This is a genomic window from Streptomyces sp. TRM68416, from assembly GCF_014596915.1.
Classification (GTDB): Bacteria; Actinomycetota; Actinomycetes; order Streptomycetales; family Streptomycetaceae; genus Streptomyces.
Map to the genome: position 1 here is coordinate 23,332 of NZ_JACVWU010000013.1, position 20,636 is coordinate 43,967.

Sequence of the window (20,636 nt, forward strand, 5' to 3'; positions counted from 1 at the left end):
TCACCCCCGAGGGGTGCCCAGACGCTCGTTCACCCAGTCGTGGAAGGCGCCGATGTGGTGCTCGCTGGGCACCAGGACACCGCCCTTGGCGTACATCCGGGACCCCATCCCGGGCTGGGTGCGTTCGCAGGCGTCGAAGTCCTGCCGGTTGACCCGGTCGAACAGCTCCACCGACCGGCTGACGTCCTTGCCGCTCTCCACCACGTGCGGCAGATACAGCCAGTCGCACTCGACCACCGTACGGTCGGCCGCCACCGGATACATCCGATGGAAGATCACATGGTCGGGCACGAGGTTGACGAACACCTGCGGCCGCACAGTGATCGCGTAATAGCGACGGTCCTGCTCCTCACCCACCCCCGGTATCCGGTCGAGCCCCTCCGAACCGTCCACGGTGAACCCCCGCACGTCCTGGCCGAACTCCGCGCCGTGGCCGACGTAGTACTGCGCGGCGTACCCGTCCGCGAACTCCGGGAGCACCTCGGTGAGTTCGGGATGGATGGTGGCGCAGTGGTAGCACTCCATGAAGTTCTCGATGATCAGCTTCCAGTTCGCCTTCACGTCGTAGGTGATACGACGGCCGACGGACAGCTCCTCGATGCCGTAGCGCTCGATCGACCCGACGTCCCCCAGCCGCGCGACGACGTCCCCGACGACCTCCTCCTCGAACGAGGGCGGGTTCTCCGCGAGGCACACCCACACATACCCGAGCCACTCCCGCACGGCCACGCTCACCAGGCCGTACTCGGCGCGCCCGACGTCGGGCATCCTGCTGAGGTTGGGCGCGGCGACGAGCTTGCCGTCCAGGCCGTAGGTCCAGGCGTGGTACGGGCACTGGAAGGCCCGCTTGACCTCGCCCGCCTCCTCGGTGCACAGCCTGGCCCCACGGTGCCGGCACACGTTGAAGTACGCGCGGATCGAGTGGTCGCGCGCCCGGGTGACCAGGATGCTCTCCCGGCCGACGTCGACGGTGCGGAAGGCGCCGGGCTTGTCCAGGTCGGCGGCGCGCGCGACGCAGAACCACATCGCCTCGAAGATGCGCTCCTGCTCCTGGGCGAAGACCCCCGGATCCGTGTAGGCGGAGCCGGGGAGGGTGGCGATCAGACTGTCCGGCAGGCCGGTCGAGGTCACGGTGGACTCCTCGGGGGACGTCGTGGAGGGGTCAGGTGTCACGCCGCGGCGGCGAGCTGCTTGCGCCAGCGCATGAACAGCCGCGGCTGGTTCATCCCGAGCACGGCGACCGGGGTCCCGGCCCGTCGGTAGACGGCCAGGACGTCGCGGCCGTCCTCGGTGCCCGCCTCGACGGTCACACTGTCCGCGCCGGACGCGTGACCGACGAACTGGATCTTCACTCCGTACTGGTCGGACCAGAAGTACGGCGGCCGGGGCACACCCGGTTCCACCGCGCCCTGCGCCAGCAGGGCGGCGACGGCTGCGTCGGGGCGCTCGCGCGCGCCGGTCCAGTGCTCCACGCGGCGATGGAGGCCCGCGCGCGGGTCGTACCAGTTGGCGCAGTCGCCGACCGCGACCACGCCGGCCAGGCTGGTGCGGCCGTCCGCGCCGCACTTGACGCCGTTGTCGAGCGCGATGCCGGAGCCTTCCAGCCACTCCACGCACGGGCGGGCGCCCACGCCGACCACGACGACGTCGGCGGGGATGCTGCGGCCGTCCTCCAGCAGGACGGCGGTCACACGGGTCTCGCCGCTCAGCCCCTTGACGCCCGCGCCGCACACCAGCCGGACACCGTGGTCGGCGTGGAGGGCGGAGACGAGGGCGCCCATGGTCGCGCCGAGCGGCCCGGCGAGCGGAGTCGGTGCCGCCTCGACGACGGTCACGTCGAGCCCCAGGGCGTACGCGGTGGAGGCGACCTCGGCTCCGATGAAGCCGCCGCCGATCACCACCAGCCGTCCGCCGCGGGCCAGTTCGTCCCGCAGGGCACGGGCGTCGTCCAGGGTGCGCAGGGTGTGCACTCCGGCGAGGCCCTCGGAGCCGGGCAGGGTGCGTGCCGCGGCGCCGGTCGCGAGGACGAAGCCGTCGGCGCGCACCGCACGTCCGTCGGCGAGCCGGACGGCGCGGCCGGTGTGGTCGAGGCCGACGGCTCGGGTGCCGAGCAGCCACTCGGCCCCCAGGTCCTCGTCGTCGACCTCCAGGGCGAGGTCGGCCTCACCGAGGGTGCCGGCCAGGAACTCCTTGGACAACGGCGGCCTGTCGTACGGGCGGTGGAGTTCGTCGCCGATGACGACCAGCCGCCCGTCGTAGCCCTGCTTGCGCAGTGAGCGTGCCGCCGAGAGGCCGGCCAGCGAGGCGCCGACCACGGCGACGGTCCTCACGCGGGACCCGCGGCGAGCCGGGCCGCGATGCAGGGCGGCAGGTTGGGCGCCGCCGTGGACAGCCTGACGTAGATCATGCCGTCCTCGACCGCGACCTCGTGCGTCCGGACCGGGAGCTTGGCCGGCGGGGCGTCGACCGCGCCGGTCCGCAGGTCGAACTTCGAGGCGTGCAGCGGGCATTCGACCTCGCAGCCCTCCAGCCAGCCGTCGGCGAGCGAGGCGTCCTGGTGGGTGCAGGTGTCGTCAATGGCGAAGAGTTCGCCGTCGTCGGTGTGGAACACCGAGACCGGCGGATCGATGTCGAGCCGGTGGGCCTCGCCTCGCGGGAGATCCACGAGTCGGCACGCGGGAATCATCATGACACCTCGGTGCGTATAACGAAACGGATTGCGGTAAGCGCAACGCCAGTCTGGGGGCCGTCCAGAAGCGTTGTCAAGGCGTCAAAAGACCTCGTTCGGACAGGCCGGTCACCCCGTCTCCGGGCACCCCGAAGCGCCCGAACCACCTGCGGAAACAGGCGGAACGGGCGCCGCGTGCCGCCCCTCGGGGCACGTCAGAAACCGCGGTCGATCCACTCCTGCAGCTGCGGCGCCTCGGCCGCGACCGTCGTGGTCCCCCCGTGCCCGGTGTGTACGACGGTCTCCCCGGGCAGCGTCAGCAGCCGGTCCCGGATCGACTCGACGATGGTCGGGAAGTGGCTGTACGACCTCCCCGTCGCCCCGGGCCCGCCGGCGAACAGCGTGTCCCCGCTGAAGAGCGCGCCCAGGGCCGGCGCGTACAGGCAGACCGCGCCCGGGGCGTGACCGGGCGTGTGCAGCACGGTCAGCTCGATACCGGCCACGGTGAGGCCCTGGCCGTCGGCCAGTTCGGCGTCCGGCGCCCGGTCGGGGTGGGTCTGCTTCCACAGCGGCAGGTCGTCCGGGTGAAGGAGGACCGGGGCGCCCGTGCGCGTGGCGAGTTCGGGCGCGGCGTCGATGTGGTCGTTGTGGGCGTGCGTGCACACGATGGCGGTCAGCCGCCGGTCGCCGACGGCCGCGGCGATGGCGTCGGCGTCGTGCGCGGCGTCGATGACGATCACCTCGGTGTCGTCGCCGACGATCCACACGTTGTTGTCGACGTCCCAGGTGCCGCCGTCCAGCGAGAACGTGCCGGAGGTGACGAGGTGCTCGATGCGGGCGGCCATCAGAGCACCACCACCGAGCGCAGGACGTCGCCGTGGTGCATCCGCTCGAAGGCCTTCTCCACCTCGTCCAGCGCGATGGTCTCGGTGACGAAGGCGTCCAGGTCCAGCCGGCCCTGGAGATAGAGGTCGACGAGCATCGGGAAGTCGCGGCTGGGCAGGCAGTCGCCGTACCAGGAGGACTTCAGCGCACCGCCGCGCCCGAACACGTCCAGCAGCGGCAGCTCCAGCTTCATCTCCGGGGTCGGCACGCCGACCAGGACGACCGTGCCGGCGAGGTCGCGGGCGTAGAAGGCCTGCCGGTACGTCTCCGGGCGGCCGACCGCCTCGATGACGACGTCGGCGCCGAAGCCGTCGGTCAGCTCGCGGATCGCCGCGACCGCGTCGACGTCCTTGGAGTTGACGGTGTGGGTCGCGCCCAGCTTCTCGGCGGTGGCCAGCTTGCGGTCGTCGATGTCGACGGCGATGACCTTGGCGGCGCCCGCCAGATGCGCCCCGGTGATCGCCGCGGCCCCGACACCGCCGCAGCCGATGACGGCGACCGTGTCGCCCCGGCCGACGTTGCCGGTGTTGAGGGCGGCGCCGATGCCCGCCATCACACCGCACCCCAGCAGTCCGGCGGCGGCCGCGGACGCGGCACGGTCGACCTTGGTGCACTGTCCGGCCGCGACCAGCGTCTTCTCCGCGAACGCGCCGATGCCGAGGGCGGGCGCCAGTTCGGTGCCGTCGAGCAGGGTCATCCTCTGCTTCGCGTTGTGGGTGTCGAAGCAGTACCAGGGCCGGCCGCGTCGGCAGGCCCGGCACTGGCCGCACACCGCACGCCAGTTGAGGATGACGAAGTCACCGGGGGCGACATCGGTGACCCCCTCCCCCACCGACTCCACGACGCCCGCGGCCTCGTGGCCCAGCAGGAACGGGAAGTCGTCGTTGATGCCGCCCTCGCGATAGTGCAGATCGGTGTGGCAGACGCCGCAGGCCTCGACCTTCACCAGCGCCTCACCCGGGCCCGGATCGGGCACGATGATCGTTTCCAGGCTGACGGGGGCGCCCTTGCCCCGCGCGACGACGGCACGGACCTGGTGCGTCATGGCCACTCCTCGACTGATGTGAGACCTGATCAGATGTTGCTCATTACGGCACGCATCTCATGTTCCGCAACACAGCATCCTGGAGTGCCGACCGGAGGTCAAGGAGTGGGAACGCTCTGGCGAGAGGGGTTGACGGAGGGACCCAAGACGTGTTCGCTGTTGCGCCAACAGCGAACAATTTCTCATTACGCAACAGGCTCTTGACGTAACACCGCCGCATCGCGCCCGAGACACCGACGTATCACGCCCGAGCCCGACAACCGAAGGAATGTGAGCATGGCTGCTCCCCGGATGGCCGACAGGCCGACCAGTACCTCGGACCCAGAAAAGGCGGAGCATCGCTCCCCCTTGGCGTCGATCGCTCCGCGGGTCTTCTGGCCGTCCGCGCTCGTCATCGTCGCCTTCGTGGTCTACGCCACGGTCTTCGAGACCTCCGCGCAGAACGCCATCAGCACCGTGCAGGAGGAGATCGTCAGCGGCCTCGGCTGGTACTACACCGCCCTGGTCTCCCTCTTCGTCATCTTCGCCCTCTGGGTCGGCATCGGCCGCTTCGGCGACATCAAGCTCGGCAAGGACGACGAGCGGCCCGAGTTCACCATGGGCTCGTGGCTGGCGATGCTGTTCGCCGCGGGCATGGGCATCGGGCTCGTCTTCTGGGGTGTGGCCGAGCCGTTGAACCACTTCGTCTCGCCGCGGCCGGGCGTGGCCGAGGGCGACGCCGCGCGGAGCGAGTTCGCCATGGTCCAGACGTTCCTGCACTGGGGCATCCACCCCTGGGCCATCTACGTCGTGGTCGGTCTCGCCGTCGCCTATGCCGTGCACCGCAAGAACCGTCCCATCTCGATCCGCTGGGCCCTGGAGCCGCTCTTCGGCGACCGGGTCAAGGGCGCCTGGGGCGACGCCGTCGACACGATCGCCATCGTCGGCACGGTCTTCGGCGTGGCCACCTCGCTCGGCTTCGGTGTCCTGCAGATTTCGTCCGGGCTCGGCTTCCAGGGCTGGGTGACCGACACCGGCACTCCGCTGCGGATCGCCCTCATCGTCGGCATCACCCTGCTCGCCACCGTCTCCGTGGTCACGGGTGTCGGCAAGGGCATCAAGTGGCTGTCGAACATCAACATGGGCCTGGCCGGCGGGCTGATGCTGTTCGTGCTCGTCACGGGCCCGACGCTGTTCCTCCTCAACGGCTTCGTGGACGACATCGGCGCGTATCTGCAGAACCTGCTCGCGCTGAGCTTCGACACCGGTTCCAGCCAGGGCGCGGAAGGCACCGCCTGGGTGAGCGGCTGGACGGTCTTCTACTGGGGCTGGTGGATTTCCTGGGCGCCGTTCGTCGGCGTCTTCATCGCCCGTATCTCCCGCGGCCGGACCGTGCGTGAGTTCATCACGGGCGTGCTGCTGGTACCAACCCTGCTGACCTTCTTCTGGTTCGCCGTCTTCGGCGGCTCGGCGATCCACCGCGAGACCGTCGGCGACGGCGGCCTGGTGGGCGAGGACGGCGCGGTCGGCACCGACAGCGCGCTCTTCCAACTGCTCGACACCCTGCCGGGCGGCGCGTTCGTCGCCGGGTGCGCGCTCCTGCTGATCGTGCTGTTCTTCGTCACCTCCTCCGACTCCGGCAGCTACGTGGTCGACGTGCTCGCCTCCGGCGGCAACCCGGAACCGCCCCTCTGGAGCCGCGTGTTCTGGTGCGCCGCGGAGGGGGCCGTGGCCGTCGCGCTGCTGGTCGCCAGCGGCACGGGCACGTCGTCCCTGTCCACCCTGCAGACGGCGGCGATCATCACCGCGCTGCCCTTCAGCCTGGTGATGATCGGCATGTGCGTCGCCACGGCCAAGTCCTTCCGCCGCGAACACCACGCCCGGCTGGCCGCGCAGCGCAGAAAACAGGAGGCCCGGCTCGTCGACAAGGCCGTCACGGCGATCGAGGAGGGCCTGGAGAACGGAACATCCGCGGCCGTCGCCAAGGACGACCCGGTGAACACGCGCACCCCCTAGCTGGAGGTGATCGCAGTTGGCCTCCTGGAGCCCGCTCCAGGAGGCCAACTTCCTTTTTCGGCCCCGTTTCCACGGAGTCCGGGGCGGGTCACGCTCCGGCGGCAGGTTCCAGCCGGACCACGACGGACTTGGACGTGGGGGTGTTGCTGATCGCGGCCGTCGAGTCCAGCGGTACCAGGACGTTGGTCTCCGGGAAGTAGGCCGCGCAGCAGCCGCGGGGCGTCGGGTAGGCGACGGTGCGGAAGGCGGGTGCCCGGCGCTCCACGCCGTCGGCGTACTCGCTGACGATGTCGACGAGGTCGCCGTCGGCCAGACCGCGGGCGGCGAGGTCGTCCCGGTGCACGAAGAGCACGCGGCGCCCCTGACGGATCCCGCGATAGCGGTCGTCGAGGCCGTAGACGGTGGTGTTGTACTGGTCGTGCGAACGCAGCGTCTGCAGCAGCAGGCGGCCGTCCGGCACGCGCGGGAACTCCAGTGGATTCGCGGTGAAGTGGGCGAGGCCGGTGGCGGTGGTGAAGCGGCGCTCGTCGCGGGGCGGGTGCGGCAGGGCGAAGCCGCCCGGCCGCCGTACCCGGGCGTTGAAGTCCTCGAAGCCGGAGATCACGCGCTCGATGCGGTCACGGATGCGGTCGTAGTCCGCCTCGAACTCCTCCCACGGCACCTGCGCCCCCGTGTCCCCGAGAACGGCCCGCGCCATCCGGCAGATGATCGCGGTCTCGCTCAGCAGGTGCTCGGAGGCGGGGGCGAGCCGCCCCCGAGAGAGATGCACCATGCCCATGGAGTCCTCCACCGTGACCTGCTGCGGCCCGCTCGGCCGCAGGTCGGCCTCGGTGCGGCCGAGGCACGGGAGGATGAGCGCCTGCTCCCCGGCGACGACGTGCGAGCGATTGAGCTTGGTCGATATCTGCACGGTGAGGCGGCAGTTGCGCAGCGCCCGCTCGGTCAGCTCGGTGTCCGGGGCGGCGGCGACGAAGTTGCCGCCCAGCGCCACGAAGACCCGTACCTCGCCGTCGCGCATGGCGCGGATCGTCTCCACGGCGTCGTGACCGTGGTGCCGCGGTGGCGTGAACCCGAACTCGGCCCCGAGCGCGTCCAGGAACGCGTCGGACGGCTTCTCGTGGATGCCCATCGTGCGGTCGCCCTGCACGTTGGAGTGGCCGCGCACCGGGCAGAGTCCGGCGCCGGGCCGGCCGATGTTGCCGCGCAGCAGCAGGAAGTTGACGACGTCGCGGATGGTGGGCACGGAGTGCTGGTGCTGGGTGAGTCCCATCGCCCAGCACACGACGGTCTTCTCGGCGGCCAGGACCTCGCCGAACGCGGCCCGGATCTCCTCCTCGGGCAGCCCGGTCGCCGTCAGGATCTCGTCCCACGGCGCCTTGCGGGCATGCTCGGCGAACTCCTGGAAGCCGTGCGTGTACCGGTTGATGAAGGACAGGTCCAGGCAGGTGCCGGGGGCCTCGTCCTCCGCCTCCAGCAGCATGCGGCTGAAGGCCTGGAACAACGCCTGGTCCCCGCCGAGCCTGATCTGGAGGAACCGGTCCGCCAGCCGGGTGCCGCCGCCGGCGATGCCGGAGGGCCGCTGCGGGTTCTTGAACCGCAGCAATCCGGCCTCGGGCAGCGGGTTCACCGCGATGATCCGGGCGCCCCGCCGCTTGGCCTTCTCCAGCGCGGAGAGCATACGGGGGTGATTGGTGCCGGGGTTCTGGCCGACGACGAGGATGAGGTCGGCCTCGTAGAGGTCGTCGAGGCGGACGCTGCCCTTGCCGATGCCGATGGTCTCCGTCAGGGCCGAACCGCTGGACTCGTGGCACATGTTGGAGCAGTCGGGCAGGTTGTTGGTGCCGAAGGCCCGGACGAAGAGCTGGTAGGCGAACGCGGCCTCGTTGCTCGCCCGGCCGGAGGTGTAGAAGGCTGCCTGGTCCGGGTGGTCGAGCGCGCCGAGTTCGCGGGCGATCACGGCGAAGGCGTCGTCCCAGGAGATCGGCCGGTAGCGGTCGCCGCCCGCCGGGCGGTACATGGGGTGGGTGAGGCGGCCCTGCTGCCCGAGCCAGTAGTCGCTGTGCGGGAGCAGGTCCGCCAGAGTGTGCTCGGCGAAGAAGTCCGGGGTGACCCGGCGGAGCGTGGCTTCCTCGGCCACCGCCTTGGCCCCGTTCTCGCAGAACTCCGCGCGATGCCGGTGCTCCGGCTCGGGCCAGGCGCAGCCGGGGCAGTCGAAACCCTCCTTCTGGTTCACCTGGAGGAGGGTGAGCAGGCCGCGGCGCGCGCCCATCTGCTCCCCGGCGTGCCGCAGCGAGGACGTGACCGCGGGGAGGCCGGCGGCGAACTCCTTCGGGGTTCCGACCCGCAGGCGGGCGTCACCGGGATCTTCAGCAGGTGCCTTGCGAGTCATGTGAAGCGCTACTCCGAGGTGCAGTGGGATCACAACCGGGCCAAGTTGCTTATAGCGCAACGGTATCTCTATATGCAACACACCAAAGGAAGCCCGCCCCCCGACCTCCTGTCAAGACCACGGCCGCGCCGGACTCGGACCGAACCCACGCAAAAAAGGGCCCCCACAGGTGGTTACCTGTGAGGACCCTTCGCACCGTCGGGACGACAGGATTTGAACCTGCGACCCCTTGACCCCCAGTCAAGTGCGCTACCAAGCTGCGCCACGTCCCGGTGCCGTCTGACCTGGGCTTTCCCCTGGCCGTACGAACAGGAAAACAATACCGCACTCGGGTCCGTGGTCGCGCACCGGTTTACGCGTGGGGATTTCAGTCCGCCGCCGGAAGTCCCAATTCCGGGTAGGCGTCGAGAAGTCGGCTGGGCGCCGCCTGCCGCCAGGAGTCGGCCAGGATGTCCCTCAGTTCCCCCTCGTCCTCCAAGGAGGCGAGGCGGACCCGGACCCAGGCGAACTGCGCTTCGTGGTCGGCGATCCAGAACTTCTCCGGCTCGGCCAGCACCAGTTCGTCCCGCTCCTCCTTCGGGCAGCGCACGGCGACGGAGCTCTCGTCCTCGGGCAGCGTGGCGAACATCTTGCCCGCGACCCGGAACGTGGGCATGCTCCAGGCGATCTTCTCCGTGGTGTCCGGCAGCGACAGGGCAATACGGCGTACGTCTTCGGCATCCTGCATGCCACGCACCGTAGCCGCTCCCACTGACAGTCACCTGATCACTGCGTCCGCTCCAGCTTCTTGTAGTAGAGCGTCGTCCCCCGCAGCACCCCGCCCGGGTCCGCCGCGTAGTCGGGGATCACGCCGGCCCGGGTCCAGCCGGCCCCGGCGTAGAGACGCTCGGCGGGGCTGTCGGTCTCGGTGTCCAGGTGGAGGAGGGTGATACCGGCGGCAGCGGCCGCCTGCTCGGCGGCGGTCAGGAGCGTACGGCCGAGGCCGCGTCCGCGGGCGGACCGGTGCACCATCAGCTTGACCAGCTCGGCGCGGTGGGCGCTGTTGGGCTTGTCGGGCAGGGCCAGGCCGACGGTGCCGACCGGCCGGTCACCGTCGAGGGCTGCCCAGACGGCCAGCCGCCCGGCCGCCGCCGCTGCGGCGCGCTCCTTCCACCAGGCGGCGGCCTCGGCGGGGTCGAGCGGGGCGAGGAATCCGACCGACGCTCCCCCGTTCACGATGTCGACCAGCAGCTCGGCCAACTCCTCCGCACGGTCGAGGAGTTGTGCCGCGTCCAGGCGGGTGACGATCACGGCAGCACCACCGCCAGCACGTAGCGCGCCGCCCGGGGGCCGGCGCAGCGGAACCGGGTCGCTCCCCACACCCGCATCCGCAGGCAGTCGCCGACCGTGAGGTGGTGCTCCGTCTCCCCGTCCGTCACGTCGAGCTCCCCCTCCAGGATCCAGAGGTGCTGTTCCAGGCCGGGGACGGGCGGACGGTCGTAGGCGATGTCGGCGCCGGGGGCGAGGCGGCCCTCGACGAGTTCGCCGCGGAGCGCGGCGTGCGGCGGGGAGACCGAGCGCCGTACGAAACCGGCGGCCGGGTCCTCCCACACCTGCTGGTCGGCGGCGCGCACCACGCGCGCGGGTGCCGCCTCGACCTCGCTGAGCAGCTGGGACATGGTCCGGCCGTAGACCGCGCAGAGGCGGTTCAGGAGGGAGGCGGTGGGGCTGGTCTCGGCGCGCTCGGCCCGGGACAGGGTGGACTTGCTGACCCCGCTGCGCTCGGCCAGCTCGCCCAGGGACCAGCCGCGTTCGGCGCGCAGCTCGGCCAGGCGGTCGCCGAGCCGGGCGTCGACGGGATCGGGTTTGGGTCGCGCCTCCTGCTGTTTCACATCCGGGATGGTATCCCATATCCAGGACGATCATGTCGCGCCGCAAGCCGGGTCCGGAACAGCGGGCCGGGTGGCTCGGTCAGGGCCGCGGGGATCGTCGTCACCCGCGCGACGGCCCGGACCGGTGCCGGCCCGTGGCCGCTTGCCTATGCTTCGGCGGCGGCGCGCAGTGCGTCCAGTACCGGGCGGATCAGCGGGTGCTCCTCGGCCCCTCGGCGCACGGCGGCGAAGACCCGTCGGGTGGGCGCCACCCCGTCGACCGGGCGGACGACCACTCCGGTCAGGTCCATGCCGCGCAGCGCCGAGCGCGGTACGAGCGCGACGCCCACGTCCGCCGAGGCCAGCGCCACGACCGCCCGGAAGTCGTCCGAGGAGTGTTCGAGGCGTGGCTGGAATCCGGCGCTCTCGCAGGCCAGGACGACCACGTCGTGGCAGGGGTTGCCCGGGTACGGCCCGATCCACGGGTCCTTGGCCAGCTCGCCCAACGGCACCTCGGCCGCGTCGGCCAGCCGGTGGCGCACGGGGACGACCGCGTCGAAGGGCTCGGCGTACAGCGGGACGTGCGCGAGACGCGGGTCGTCGGCGGGCGGGGCCCCGCGGTACTCAACGGCGACGGCGACATCGACCTGCCGGTCCAGGACCATCGGCAGGCTGGCGTCGCCCTCGGCGTCCTGCACCCGGATGCGGATCCCGGGCGCCGACTCGGCGAGCCGGGCCACGGCGGGGGCGACGACCTGGGCGATGCCGGTCGCGAAGGAGGCGACGGTGACCGTGCCGGCGGCGCCCGAGTCATAGGCGGCGAGTTCGGCCTCGGCCCGCTCCAGCTGGGCGAGGACGGCGTTGGTGTGGCTCAGCAGGATCTCGCCGGCCGGGGTGAGCCGTACGCCCTTGGCGCCGCGCTCGACCAGGCGGTGGCCGGTCTCCTGCTCCAGCGCGGTCAACTGCTGCGAGACGGCCGAGGGCGTGAGGTACAGCGCGGCGGCAGCCGCCGTCACCGTGCGGTGGTCGGCCACCGCACGGAGGATGTGGAGCCGCCGCGCCTCGATCATGGGATCGATTCTCTCAGGTCAGGCGTCCAGCTCCGCGCGGGCGGCCACGAAGGCGTCGACCGCCCGGTTCACGTCCTCCGTGGAGTGCGCGGCGGACAGCTGCACCCGGATGCGGGCCTGGCCCTGCGGCACGACCGGGTAGGAGAAGCCGATCACGTACACGCCGCGCTCCAGCAGCAACTCGGCCATGCGGCCGGCCCGCGCCGCGTCCCCGATCATCACCGGCGCGATGGCGTGGTCGCCGGGGAGGATGTCGAAGCCCTCCTCGGTCATCCGGCGCCGGAACAGGGCCGTGTTCTCGGCGAGCCGCACCCGCAGGTCGTCCGCGGACTCCAGCAGGTCGAGCACCTTCAGCGAGGCCGCGGCGATCACGGGTGCAAGGGTGTTCGAGAACAGGTACGGGCGCGAGCGCTGGCGCAGCAGGGCGACGATCTCGGCGCGGGCGGCGACATAGCCGCCGGAGGCGCCGCCGAGGGCCTTGCCGAGGGTGCCGGTGATGATGTCGACGCGGTCCATGACACCGTGCAGCTCGGGGGTGCCTCGCCCGCCGGGACCGACGAAGCCGACGGCGTGCGAGTCGTCGACCATGACCATGGCGTCGTAGCGGTCGGCGAGGTCGCAGATCTCGGCGAGGGGCGCCACGTAGCCGTCCATGGAGAACACGCCGTCGGTGACGATCAGCCGGCGGCGTGCGCCTCCTTCAACGGCCTCCTTCAACTGGCGTTCCAGGTCGGCGAGATCGCGGTTGGCGTAGCGGAAGCGGCGGGCCTTGGACAGCCGGATGCCGTCGATGATCGAGGCGTGGTTCAGGGCGTCGGAGATGACGGCGTCCTCGGGGCCGAGGAGGGTCTCGAAGACACCGCCGTTGGCGTCGAAGCAGGAGGAGTACAGGATCGTGTCCTCCTGGCCGAGGAAGGCCGAGAGCCGCGCCTCCAGCTCCTTGTGCACCTCCTGCGTGCCGCAGATGAAGCGCACGGAGGCCATGCCGTAGCCCCAGCGGTCGAGGGCCTCGTGGGCGGCGGCGATCACCTCGGGGTGGTCGGCGAGGCCCAGGTAGTTGTTGGCGCAGAAGTTGAGGACCTCGCCGGGGCGGCCGCCCGCGGTGACGGCGACGGTCGCGGACTGCGGGGTGCCGATCACGCGCTCGGGCTTGTGCAGGCCGGCGGCGCGGATCTCGTCGAGGGTGGCGCGCAGGTCGTCGCGCACGGAGTCGAACATCGGAGAAGCTCCTAGGAAGAGACGCGGGGAACGACGCGAGGGATGACGTGAGGGATGATCGCGAGGAACGACACGAGGACTGACGCGGGGGTTCACGCGGTCCAGTCGAGGATGACCTTGCCGCCCCTGCCGCCGGCGGCGTCGGCGAAGGCGGCCTCGAAGTCGCGGTAGCCGTAGCGGCCGGTGATCACCGGCGAGAGGTCGAGGCCGCCCTCCAGGAGGACCGACATCGCGTACCAGGTCTCGAACATCTCCCGGCCGTAGATGCCCTTGATCGTGATCATGGAGGTGACGATCCGGGCCCAGTCGACCGGGAACTCCTGTGCGGGCAGGCCGAGCATGGCGATCCGGCCGCCGTGGGTCATGTTGGCGATCATGTCGCGCATCGCTACGGGGTTGCCCGACATCTCCAGGCCGATGTCGAAGCCCTCGCGCAGGCCGAGGGAGCGCTGGCCGTCGGCGATCGTGGACTCGGCGACGTTCAGGGCAAGGCTGACGCCGATCTTGCGGGCCAGTTCCAGGCGCTCCTCGCTGACGTCGGTGATCACGACGTTGCGGGCGCCCGCGTGCCTGGCCACCGCGGCCGCCATCAAACCGATCGGCCCGGCGCCCGTGACGAGCACGTCCTCGCCGACCAGCGGGAAGGACAGCGCGGTGTGCACGGCGTTGCCGAACGGGTCGAAGATCGCGGCGACGTCGAGGTCCACGGGGACGCGGTGCACCCACACGTTCGACGCGGGCAGGGCGACGTACTCGGCGAAGGCGCCGTCGCGGCCGACCCCGAGTCCGACGGTGGCCCGGCACAGGTGGCGGCGGCCGGCCAGACAGTTGCGGCACTTGCCGCACACCAGGTGGCCCTCGCCGCTGACCCGGTCACCGGCCTTGATGTCGGTGACGTTCCGGCCGGTCTCGACGACCTCGCCGACGAACTCGTGCCCGAGGACCAGCGGGGTGCGGATCGTCTGCTGCGCCCAGCCGTCCCAGGACCGGATGTGCAGGTCCGTGCCGCAGATGCCGGTGCGCAGCACCTTGATGAGCACGTCGTCGGCTCCGACGGCGGGCTCGGGAACGTCCGTGAGCCAGAGCCCGGGCTCCGCCTTCTGCTTGACCAGCGCCTTCAACGCGACGGCTCCTGTCGGTGCGACCCCGGGCGCGGGCATGCCGAAGGCGCCCGCGTCCGGGGAGAGGGGTGGAATCGCCTAGCAATCTGCCGTACGGCACCGGCCCGGGTCCATCGAGGTTTTCTTAACCCGCGCCACAGCTGGGCTTCACACCCGCTCCTCCCCCACGCGACGACGCGCCCCCTTCCGGCGCGACTGCCCCGCGCCGCACCGGCGTTCGGCGGGGCTGATTCCGGCACCTCACGGTCGTGGCGGGACGCGCGCGGCACCCGGCGACGGCGGTCGTCGGACGACGTAGGAACTCTCGCACCGCGCCGTTCGTCCGACAGGCATGGAGCCGCTCATGACCACCGCACGGGACCTGGCGATCCTCGCCCTGGACACGGCGGGCGACCGCCCGGTCGATCAGGGCGAGGTGTCGCTCGCGCTCGCGGCGGCCGAGATACTCGACCTCGTCGGAGCCGGGGCCGTCGTTCTGGACGGCGACCACATCGTGCCGAACGCCCAGGCGCCCACGGGCGACCGCCTGCTGGACGAGGCCGCCGCCGCCCTCGTACGACAGCAGCCCTACGAGTCGGTCGAGGACTGGCTGTGGCGCCGGGGCCGCGGGCTGTCCTCGGCCTACGTCGACGACCTGGAGCGGATCGGGCTGACGACCCGGCCGCGGGGCCGCATGCTCCCGCTGCGGTCCGCGCGGACGGTGCTGGTCGACTCGCCGGCCCGGCGCGCGGCCGAGGAACGCCGGGCCGCGGGCGAGCCGGTCCTGGCCGCACTCGCGGCCACCGCCGGCATCGGCGACGAGCCGGCCACGGAAGCCGTCGGGGACACGGCCACCACCGTGCTGGCCGTGGTCGGGGACGCGGTGATGGAGCTGGAGGCGGTACGACAGCGCAAAGCGATCGAGAACGCGGCGTTCGACAATCTCTGGCGCGGCGTCTAGGACGCGGCACCGCCCCTCGTTCCGGGTACGGCAACCGGGGCCCAGGCGCCTCAAGTGGACTTCAGGCGCGCGGCGTTGTTGCAGTACAGAACTTGGCGCACGTCATCCGGCCCGCCCGTCGGGCCACCACCGCCCGTGCCTCCTCGCCCTGCACCGCGACGGACGCCCTCACAGTGCCCGGAGCCCTGCACGGCGACCAGCGCCCCTCACAGCGCCGGGAGTCCGTCCGCCTCCCGTCGCTCCAGTCGTGCGACCAGCTCCGCGGCGGACGCCTTGATGGCCTCCAGGCCGGCCTTCCCCCAGGACCGCGGCGCCACATCGACCACGCACACCGTGCCCAGCACCATCCCCGTGCTGTCGATGAGCGGGGCGCCCAGATAGGAGCGGAACCCGAACTCGTCCACCGCGGGATTCCCCGCGAACCGCGGGTAGTCGAGGACGTCCTCCAACACCAGCGCCTTGCCCCGTGCCACCACATGGGGGCAGAAGCCGTGGTCGCGCGGCAGGTTCCGGCCGACCTGCGGGCTGGTGCCGTCGGCCTTGCGGTGCGGCCCGGCCGCCGGGCGGCGCAGGCCCGCGAAGAACTGCCCCTGCTCGTCGAGGAAGTTGACCATGGCGTACGGCGCCCCGGTGGCCTCGGCGAGGCGGTCGGCGAAGGCGTCGAGGGCGGGGTCCGTGCGGTCCCCGAGTCCCAGCCTGCGCAGTCGGCGCGCGCGGGCGGGGGCTTCCGTGTCCTCCGGGGTGAGCAGCAGACGACCGGCCGGGCGGGGCGGGTCGTACCTCATGGACACACTCCGTCGATAGGGGCGTAAGGCATGGGCGGGCTCCGTGGGGTGTGCGTCGATCACATGTGGGCGCCGTGGCTGGGCGCGGGGGCCGGGGTGTGGGCGATGAGGTGTTTCACCAGGGTCAGCAGGGTCTGGACGCCCGAGCTGGAGATCCGGGCGTCGCAGCGGACGACCGGGATCCCGGGGTCGAGGTCGATGGCGGCGCGGACCTCCTCGGGGTCGTAGCGGTAGGCGCCGTCGAACTCGTTGATCGCGACGATGAAGCCGAGACCGCGTTGTTCGAAGAAGTCGACGGCGGCGAAGCACTCCTCCAATCGGCGGGTGTCGGCGAGGATGACCGCGCCGAGGGCGCCCTCGCACAGTTCGTCCCACATGAACCAGAACCGCTCCTGCCCGGGCGTGCCGAACAGGTAGAGGACGTGTTCGGGGTCGAGGGTGATGCGGCCGAAGTCCATGGCCACCGTCGTCTCGACCTTGTTCTCGATGCCGTCGAGATTGTCGGTCGCGGCGCTGACGGTGGTCAGCAGTTCCTCGGTGCTGAGCGGCGCGATCTCGCTGACGGCGCCGACGAAGGTCGTCTTGCCGACCCCGAATCCGCCCGCCACGAGGATCTTCAGCGCGGTGGGGAACGGGTCGGCGCCTTCGTCGTACTCAGAGCTGTCGTCGTAGTCCATCGAGCACTGCCTCCAGAAGAGCCCGGTCAGTGGGGTTGTGGTGGAACTCGGGGGGCTTGGTGGTGAGCGCCCCGCAGTCGACGAGATCCGACAGCAGCACCTTGGTGACCGCCGCCGGCAGCTTCAGGTGGGCGGCGGCCTCGGCGACCGAGACGGGTGCGCGGCACAGGGCGAGCGCTTCCGCGTGCTCGGGTCCGAGGTAGCCGAGGGGGGTCGCCCCAGTGGCCATCACCTGCGAGATCAGGTCGAGCGCGACGGTGGGCCGAGTACGGCCGTTGCTGACCGTGAAGGGGCGCACCAGTCGTCCGGCCGCGTCGTCGAGCCAGGGCCCGTCGCCGGCCGCCGTCACGCTCAAGGCCTCGACGCCGAGGGTTGGACGGCGTGCTGCCGGGGGGCGGTCACCAGGTAGGGGCGGACGCTCTTGACCAGCATCGCCATCTCGTAGCCGAGCACGGCGGCGTCGGCCTCGCGGCCGGCCAGCACGGCGAGGCAGGTGCCGGAGCCGGCGGTGGTCACGAACAGCAGCGTCGAGTCGAGTTCGACGACGACCTGCCGGACGTCTCCGCCGTCGCCGAACCGGACTCCGGCGCTGCGGCCCAGGGAGTACAGGCCGGAGGCCAGGGCCGCCATGTGGTCGGCGCTGTCCGGGTCGAGGCCGTGGACGGACTTCACCAGTCCGTCGCAGGAGAGGAGTACCGCGCTGGTCGTGTGCGGTACGCGCTGCACGAGGCCACTCATCAGCCAGTCGAGATCGGATGCATGGCCGGTCGGCGCTTCGCTCGCCATGGTGGATCGACTCCTTGAGGTACGAAGGTCTGCGGGAGCGCTGGGGGTGGGGGTGGGAAGGGGGGTCATCCGGCGGGTGCGCTCCCGTCGTGCCGGGTGGTGTGGTCGAGGCGGGACATGCGCGCGGGGCGCGCCTCGGTTATGCGGGTCGTGGGCGTGTCCGGTTCCATGGGTCCGGACACCAGGTGGATCGGGTCCGCCGTGTGCTGGGGCTCCATGGTGTCCGGGCCCGGGTGGCCCGCCTCCATGTGCTGTTGGGCCTCGGCCAGGCCCATTCCCCGTTGGAAGGCCGCCATCAGACCGGGGTCGTGTCCGGCGAGGTGTTCCGTGTCCGGGCGCGGCACGGCGGCCGGGCCCCCGCGCAGTTGGGGCGCGATGTGTTCCTGGGCGCGGCGGCGGGGCAGTTGGGGCTTGCCCATGGTGCCGCGGACGGTGCCGTTGCGCGGGGTGGGCGGCGCGGCCGTGTGCTCCGCGACGAGGGGGCGGTCGTCGGGCCGGATGCCGGGCACGGCCTCGGCGGGGGTGGGCCGTTCCCGGTGCGCGCCGCGCACGGGCAGCGGCACGGGCCCGCCGCCGTTCGCCGCCGGTGCCGCGCCCCGGTACTCGCCCACCGGCGTCCGGGGCACCCCGGGCTGTGCGTGCCGCGGCGCCTGCGCCCCGTGCTGCGGCCCGCCCTGCACCTGCGGCGACTGCTCCTGCGCCACAGCGGTCATGGCGCCGCCGGCCGCCCCCTGCTCGGCGCCGAGCAGGCCCTGCGGTACGACGAGCACGGCCTGGACGCCGCCGTAGATGTTGGTCTGGAGGCGGACGTTGATGCCGTGCCGCCGGGCGAGCTGGGAGACCACGAACAGTCCGATGCGCCCGTCCGCGAGCAGCCTGCCGACGTTGACCTGGTCGGGGTCGGTGAGCAGGGCGTTCATCTTCTCCTGCTCCTCGACGGGCATGCCGAGTCCGCGGTCCTCGACCTCGACGGCGAGTCCGGAGGTGACGAGGTTGGCCCGCAGCAGCACTTGGGTGTGCGGGGCGGAGAACACCGTGGCGTTCTCGACGAGTTCGGCGAGCAGGTGGATGACGTCGGCGACGGCGTGCCCGCGCAGGGTGCCGTCGACCGGCGGCACGAGCTTGACCCGCGAGTACTGCTCCACCTCGGCGATCGCCGAGCGCAGCACCTCGGTCATGGAGACGGGGTTGCTCCACTGCCGGCGGGAGACGGCGCCGCCGAGGACGGCGAGGTTCTCGGCGTGGCGGCGGATCCGGGTGGCGAGGTGGTCCACATGGAAGAGACTCTTGAGCAGGTCGGGGTCCTCGATCTCGTTCTCCAGCTCGTCGAGGATCGAGATCTCGCGGTGTACGAGGGACTGCAGCCGCCGGGCGAGGTTGACGAAGACCTCCAGCTTCTGTTCGCTGCCGGCCTGGCTGGAGAGCTGGGCGGCCTGCACGACGGCGGTGACGGCGCCGTCGTGCGCGCGGGCCAGGTCGGCGGCGAGCAGTTCGAAGTCGTCGGCATCCTCGGGCGGGCCGCTGCGGGGCTTGCGCCGGGGCGGGGCGTCGCCGCGGCGCAGGGTCTCCACGAGGGCCCGCAGGTCGGCCTCGTGGCGGGCGCTGCTGCGGCGCAGGGCGCCGATGCGCTCGCTCACGGACTTCGCGGTGCGGTCGGCGGCCACGGCGGCGACCACGATGCCGGCGAGGGCCACCGCGATCGCACCGGCGAGCATGCCCCACAGGGTGAGGCTGGGCACTGCACCGGTGGAGCGGACGGTGAACAGTACGGCGGCGCAGGCCGCGAGTGCCACCGCGACCGGCGGCAGCACGGCGAGCCGCAGGAGTTGCGGCCGTATGTGCGTCTCGGGCAGCGCGGGAACGGGGCGGGCGACCGGCCGCCCGTGCCGCCCGCCCTCACGGCGGTCTGCACGTGCGGCCGGTGCGCGGAGGTGAGACATCGGTGTCCTCGTACTGTCCGTCGGGCGGGTTGCCTGGGGTCGCGGTCTGCGCGTCGGACGTGCGCCATCGCGGTGTCGGTCGAGAGAGTCGAAGAATTCGGCCCCGCGTCGCCCGACGGACACTGACAGTAGTCGGCAAGGCATCATGTGCGATGGGCAGTTGACAAACTCGTACGTGGAGCGTCCCGCTCTGGTATGAGCGCTCGCACGAAAGATCGAGAGCCCGCACGGGAACCGGCCCGGGATAGGAAAGTTCTCGATCACACCTGCTCAGAAGCGGTCACAGGCAGAAGCCGGGAGCCGCGGAGTACCGCACGCCCCCTCCACCACCGACGAGCCCTTCCACGCCCGCCCGCACACCCCGCGCCCCCTACGGCGGCCACCTGGGCGGCGCCGCCGATGTCACCCACCGTGTTGATGAGGCCATGGAATGAGGCCATGGAATGAAGGACCTGCGCTTCAACTCCGCGCGCAGGGCGGCGGGATACGCGGTGAACCCGCCCTCGGTGCCCAACGCCCCGGGGACGGTCGCGGGCGCCGACTCCTTGAGCGCCTCGACCGGCCGCGGGTGCACCACGCGCGCGCCGCGCGGCATTCCAGGCCGCCGCCGTCGAGGGGACGGCGCCTCCTGCACCGGTCGATTGAGCAGGGCGGCGACCCGGCGCCGCCGGGCGCCCCGGGCCGAGGGTCCGGCGTTGGAACGCCGGTCACCCCATCGCCGGGCCGCCGGGCCGCCGGAACGGGGCGATGATCTTCCGTACGGCCTCCACGGCTCCCCAGTCGTCGTCATGGGCGATGACGCTCAGGAGTTCCCGGAGATGGAAGAGATCCATCGTCCCGCCAGCCGTCATGCGCCGCTCCGCGAGGAACGCGTGGCCGTCGCTGTCCCAGGTGTTGTCCTGGCGTAGCCGGCCCAGCCGGCCCAGCCGGCCCAGCCGGTGCCGGCCGAACCGCTCGGCGGTCGTGAAGGTGTGCAGGGCGGCGACCGTGTGGGCGAGCTGCTCCCAGAGACGCTCGTCGTCGCGGCGCGGCCGCATCTTCACGACCGCCGAGCGGTCAGGCCGGCGGCTTCGACCGGGAAGATGTCCCGTTCCGGTCGCAGCGCTGCGGTGTGGTCCCCGGCTTCCGCGATCTGGCCGCGCTCGACCACGACGAGATGAGGTCGGCCATTCCCACCGTGGAGAAACGGTGGGAAACCAGCATCGTGATCCCCCGTACGTCCTCCTCCGGGCCGGCCCGGGGCACGGCCTGCCGGACAGTGGACTCG

General features: G+C 71.8%; 20 protein-coding genes and 1 tRNA gene. 2 read left to right on the forward strand and 19 right to left on the reverse strand.

Translation table 11 applies throughout. The features are described 5' to 3' along the window. From ICC28_RS21195 to ICC28_RS21215, 5 genes are all read right to left on the reverse strand, one after another. A complete protein-coding gene (locus ICC28_RS21195) occupies positions 1-1,131 on the reverse strand; it encodes an aromatic ring-hydroxylating oxygenase subunit alpha (protein ID WP_188290228.1) in 1,131 nt (376 codons plus the stop codon). A 38-nt stretch (positions 1,132-1,169) separates the two neighbouring features. Then, positions 1,170-2,330 (reverse strand): NAD(P)/FAD-dependent oxidoreductase, encoded by a 1,161-nt coding sequence (locus tag ICC28_RS21200; RefSeq protein ID WP_188290229.1) that lies wholly within the window; start codon positions 2,328-2,330, stop codon positions 1,170-1,172. Continuing rightward, entirely contained in the window at positions 2,327-2,689 is a 363-nt protein-coding gene (locus tag ICC28_RS21205; RefSeq protein ID WP_188290230.1) for a bifunctional 3-phenylpropionate/cinnamic acid dioxygenase ferredoxin subunit, read from the reverse strand. Before ICC28_RS21205 ends, ICC28_RS21200 begins: the two co-directional genes overlap by 4 nt. Before the next feature lie 194 nt (positions 2,690-2,883). Further along, positions 2,884-3,513: an MBL fold metallo-hydrolase gene (locus ICC28_RS21210; protein WP_188290231.1), complete on the reverse strand. Its 630-nt coding sequence runs from the start codon at positions 3,511-3,513 to the stop codon at positions 2,884-2,886. After that, positions 3,513-4,598, reverse strand: coding sequence for an S-(hydroxymethyl)mycothiol dehydrogenase (locus ICC28_RS21215; RefSeq protein WP_188290232.1), 1,086 nt, complete (start codon positions 4,596-4,598; stop codon positions 3,513-3,515). Before ICC28_RS21215 ends, ICC28_RS21210 begins: the two co-directional genes overlap by 1 nt. Positions 4,599-4,874: 276 nt before the next feature. On the opposite strand from ICC28_RS21215, the gene ICC28_RS21220 reads away from it, so the two are divergent. Next, on the forward strand, positions 4,875-6,593 hold the full coding sequence (locus ICC28_RS21220) for a BCCT family transporter (protein ID WP_223189217.1): 1,719 nt from the start codon (positions 4,875-4,877) through the stop codon (positions 6,591-6,593). Between the two features lie 88 nt (positions 6,594-6,681). Here ICC28_RS21220 and ICC28_RS21225 read toward each other — a convergent pair whose 3' ends face one another. From ICC28_RS21225 to tdh, 8 genes are all read right to left on the reverse strand, one after another. Further along, complete coding sequence (locus ICC28_RS21225; RefSeq protein WP_188290233.1) at positions 6,682-8,982, reverse strand: FdhF/YdeP family oxidoreductase; 2,301 nt, start codon at positions 8,980-8,982, stop codon at positions 6,682-6,684. Between the two features lie 198 nt (positions 8,983-9,180). Further along, a tRNA-Pro gene (locus tag ICC28_RS21230) sits at positions 9,181-9,254 on the reverse strand. Between the two features lie 95 nt (positions 9,255-9,349). Further along, positions 9,350-9,709 carry an MmcQ/YjbR family DNA-binding protein gene (locus ICC28_RS21235; RefSeq protein WP_188290234.1) on the reverse strand — a complete coding sequence of 120 codons (360 nt, stop codon included), beginning with the start codon at positions 9,707-9,709 and terminating at the stop codon, positions 9,350-9,352. Between the two features lie 38 nt (positions 9,710-9,747). Then, the gene (locus ICC28_RS21240) at positions 9,748-10,272 is read right to left on the reverse strand and encodes a GNAT family N-acetyltransferase (RefSeq protein WP_188290235.1); all 525 of its coding nucleotides are present in this window, start codon (positions 10,270-10,272) and stop codon (positions 9,748-9,750) included. Then, entirely contained in the window at positions 10,269-10,853 is a 585-nt protein-coding gene (locus ICC28_RS21245) for a helix-turn-helix domain-containing protein (protein WP_188290236.1), read from the reverse strand. Before ICC28_RS21245 ends, ICC28_RS21240 begins: the two co-directional genes overlap by 4 nt. A 146-nt stretch (positions 10,854-10,999) precedes the next feature. Next, positions 11,000-11,902, reverse strand: coding sequence for a LysR family transcriptional regulator (locus tag ICC28_RS21250; protein ID WP_188290237.1), 903 nt, complete (start codon positions 11,900-11,902; stop codon positions 11,000-11,002). 18 nt (positions 11,903-11,920) lie between these two features. Continuing rightward, positions 11,921-13,120 (reverse strand): glycine C-acetyltransferase, encoded by a 1,200-nt coding sequence (locus tag ICC28_RS21255; RefSeq protein ID WP_188290238.1) that lies wholly within the window; start codon positions 13,118-13,120, stop codon positions 11,921-11,923. A 92-nt stretch (positions 13,121-13,212) separates the two neighbouring features. Beyond that, entirely contained in the window at positions 13,213-14,241 is a 1,029-nt protein-coding gene (tdh, locus tag ICC28_RS21260) for an L-threonine 3-dehydrogenase (protein ID WP_188290239.1), read from the reverse strand. A gap of 343 nt (positions 14,242-14,584) precedes the next feature. On the opposite strand from tdh, the gene ICC28_RS21265 reads away from it, so the two are divergent. Beyond that, entirely contained in the window at positions 14,585-15,181 is a 597-nt protein-coding gene (locus tag ICC28_RS21265; RefSeq protein ID WP_188290240.1) for a GOLPH3/VPS74 family protein, read from the forward strand. A 206-nt stretch (positions 15,182-15,387) separates the two neighbouring features. Here the strand turns inward: ICC28_RS21265 and ICC28_RS21270 are convergent, their stop codons facing one another. The 6 genes from ICC28_RS21270 to ICC28_RS21295 all read right to left on the reverse strand — a co-directional run bounded on the left by ICC28_RS21270 (position 15,388) and on the right by ICC28_RS21295 (position 20,412). Further along, the gene (locus ICC28_RS21270; protein WP_188290241.1) at positions 15,388-15,966 is read right to left on the reverse strand and encodes a GAF domain-containing protein; all 579 of its coding nucleotides are present in this window, start codon (positions 15,964-15,966) and stop codon (positions 15,388-15,390) included. 59 nt (positions 15,967-16,025) lie between these two features. Beyond that, on the reverse strand, positions 16,026-16,643 hold the full coding sequence (locus ICC28_RS21275) for a GTP-binding protein (RefSeq protein WP_188290242.1): 618 nt from the start codon (positions 16,641-16,643) through the stop codon (positions 16,026-16,028). Further along, positions 16,621-16,992 (reverse strand): DUF742 domain-containing protein, encoded by a 372-nt coding sequence (locus tag ICC28_RS21280; protein ID WP_188290405.1) that lies wholly within the window; start codon positions 16,990-16,992, stop codon positions 16,621-16,623. Before ICC28_RS21280 ends, ICC28_RS21275 begins: the two co-directional genes overlap by 23 nt. A 2-nt stretch (positions 16,993-16,994) precedes the next feature. Then, positions 16,995-17,429 carry a roadblock/LC7 domain-containing protein gene (locus ICC28_RS21285; protein ID WP_188290243.1) on the reverse strand — a complete coding sequence of 145 codons (435 nt, stop codon included), beginning with the start codon at positions 17,427-17,429 and terminating at the stop codon, positions 16,995-16,997. Positions 17,430-17,494: 65 nt separating this feature from the next. Next, positions 17,495-19,369 carry an ATP-binding protein gene (locus ICC28_RS21290; protein ID WP_188290244.1) on the reverse strand — a complete coding sequence of 625 codons (1,875 nt, stop codon included), beginning with the start codon at positions 19,367-19,369 and terminating at the stop codon, positions 17,495-17,497. A 707-nt stretch (positions 19,370-20,076) separates the two neighbouring features. Next, positions 20,077-20,412 carry a fructosamine kinase family protein gene (locus tag ICC28_RS21295; RefSeq protein ID WP_188290245.1) on the reverse strand — a complete coding sequence of 112 codons (336 nt, stop codon included), beginning with the start codon at positions 20,410-20,412 and terminating at the stop codon, positions 20,077-20,079. Positions 20,413-20,636: the final 224 nt, after the last annotated feature.

Bases quoted from the DNA above. Each gene is read 5' to 3' on its own strand.
- ICC28_RS21250 (WP_188290237.1), bottom strand. From the start codon at position 11,902: ATGATCGAGGCGCGGCGGCTCCACATCCTCCGTGCGGTGGCCGACCAC.
- ICC28_RS21290 (WP_188290244.1), bottom strand. From the start codon at position 19,369: ATGTCTCACCTCCGCGCACCGGCCGCACGTGCAGACCGCCGTGAGGGC.
- ICC28_RS21235 (WP_188290234.1), bottom strand. From the start codon at position 9,709: ATGCAGGATGCCGAAGACGTACGCCGTATTGCCCTGTCGCTGCCGGAC.
- ICC28_RS21215 (WP_188290232.1), bottom strand. From the start codon at position 4,598: ATGACGCACCAGGTCCGTGCCGTCGTCGCGCGGGGCAAGGGCGCCCCC.
- ICC28_RS21255 (WP_188290238.1), bottom strand. From the start codon at position 13,120: ATGTTCGACTCCGTGCGCGACGACCTGCGCGCCACCCTCGACGAGATC.
- ICC28_RS21220 (WP_223189217.1), top strand. From the start codon at position 4,875: ATGGCTGCTCCCCGGATGGCCGACAGGCCGACCAGTACCTCGGACCCA.
- ICC28_RS21265 (WP_188290240.1), top strand. From the start codon at position 14,585: ATGACCACCGCACGGGACCTGGCGATCCTCGCCCTGGACACGGCGGGC.
- ICC28_RS21285 (WP_188290243.1), bottom strand. From the start codon at position 17,429: ATGGCGAGCGAAGCGCCGACCGGCCATGCATCCGATCTCGACTGGCTG.
- ICC28_RS21275 (WP_188290242.1), bottom strand. From the start codon at position 16,643: ATGGACTACGACGACAGCTCTGAGTACGACGAAGGCGCCGACCCGTTC.
- ICC28_RS21205 (WP_188290230.1), bottom strand. From the start codon at position 2,689: ATGATGATTCCCGCGTGCCGACTCGTGGATCTCCCGCGAGGCGAGGCC.
- ICC28_RS21210 (WP_188290231.1), bottom strand. From the start codon at position 3,513: ATGGCCGCCCGCATCGAGCACCTCGTCACCTCCGGCACGTTCTCGCTG.
- ICC28_RS21270 (WP_188290241.1), bottom strand. From the start codon at position 15,966: ATGAGGTACGACCCGCCCCGCCCGGCCGGTCGTCTGCTGCTCACCCCG.
- ICC28_RS21225 (WP_188290233.1), bottom strand. From the start codon at position 8,982: ATGACTCGCAAGGCACCTGCTGAAGATCCCGGTGACGCCCGCCTGCGG.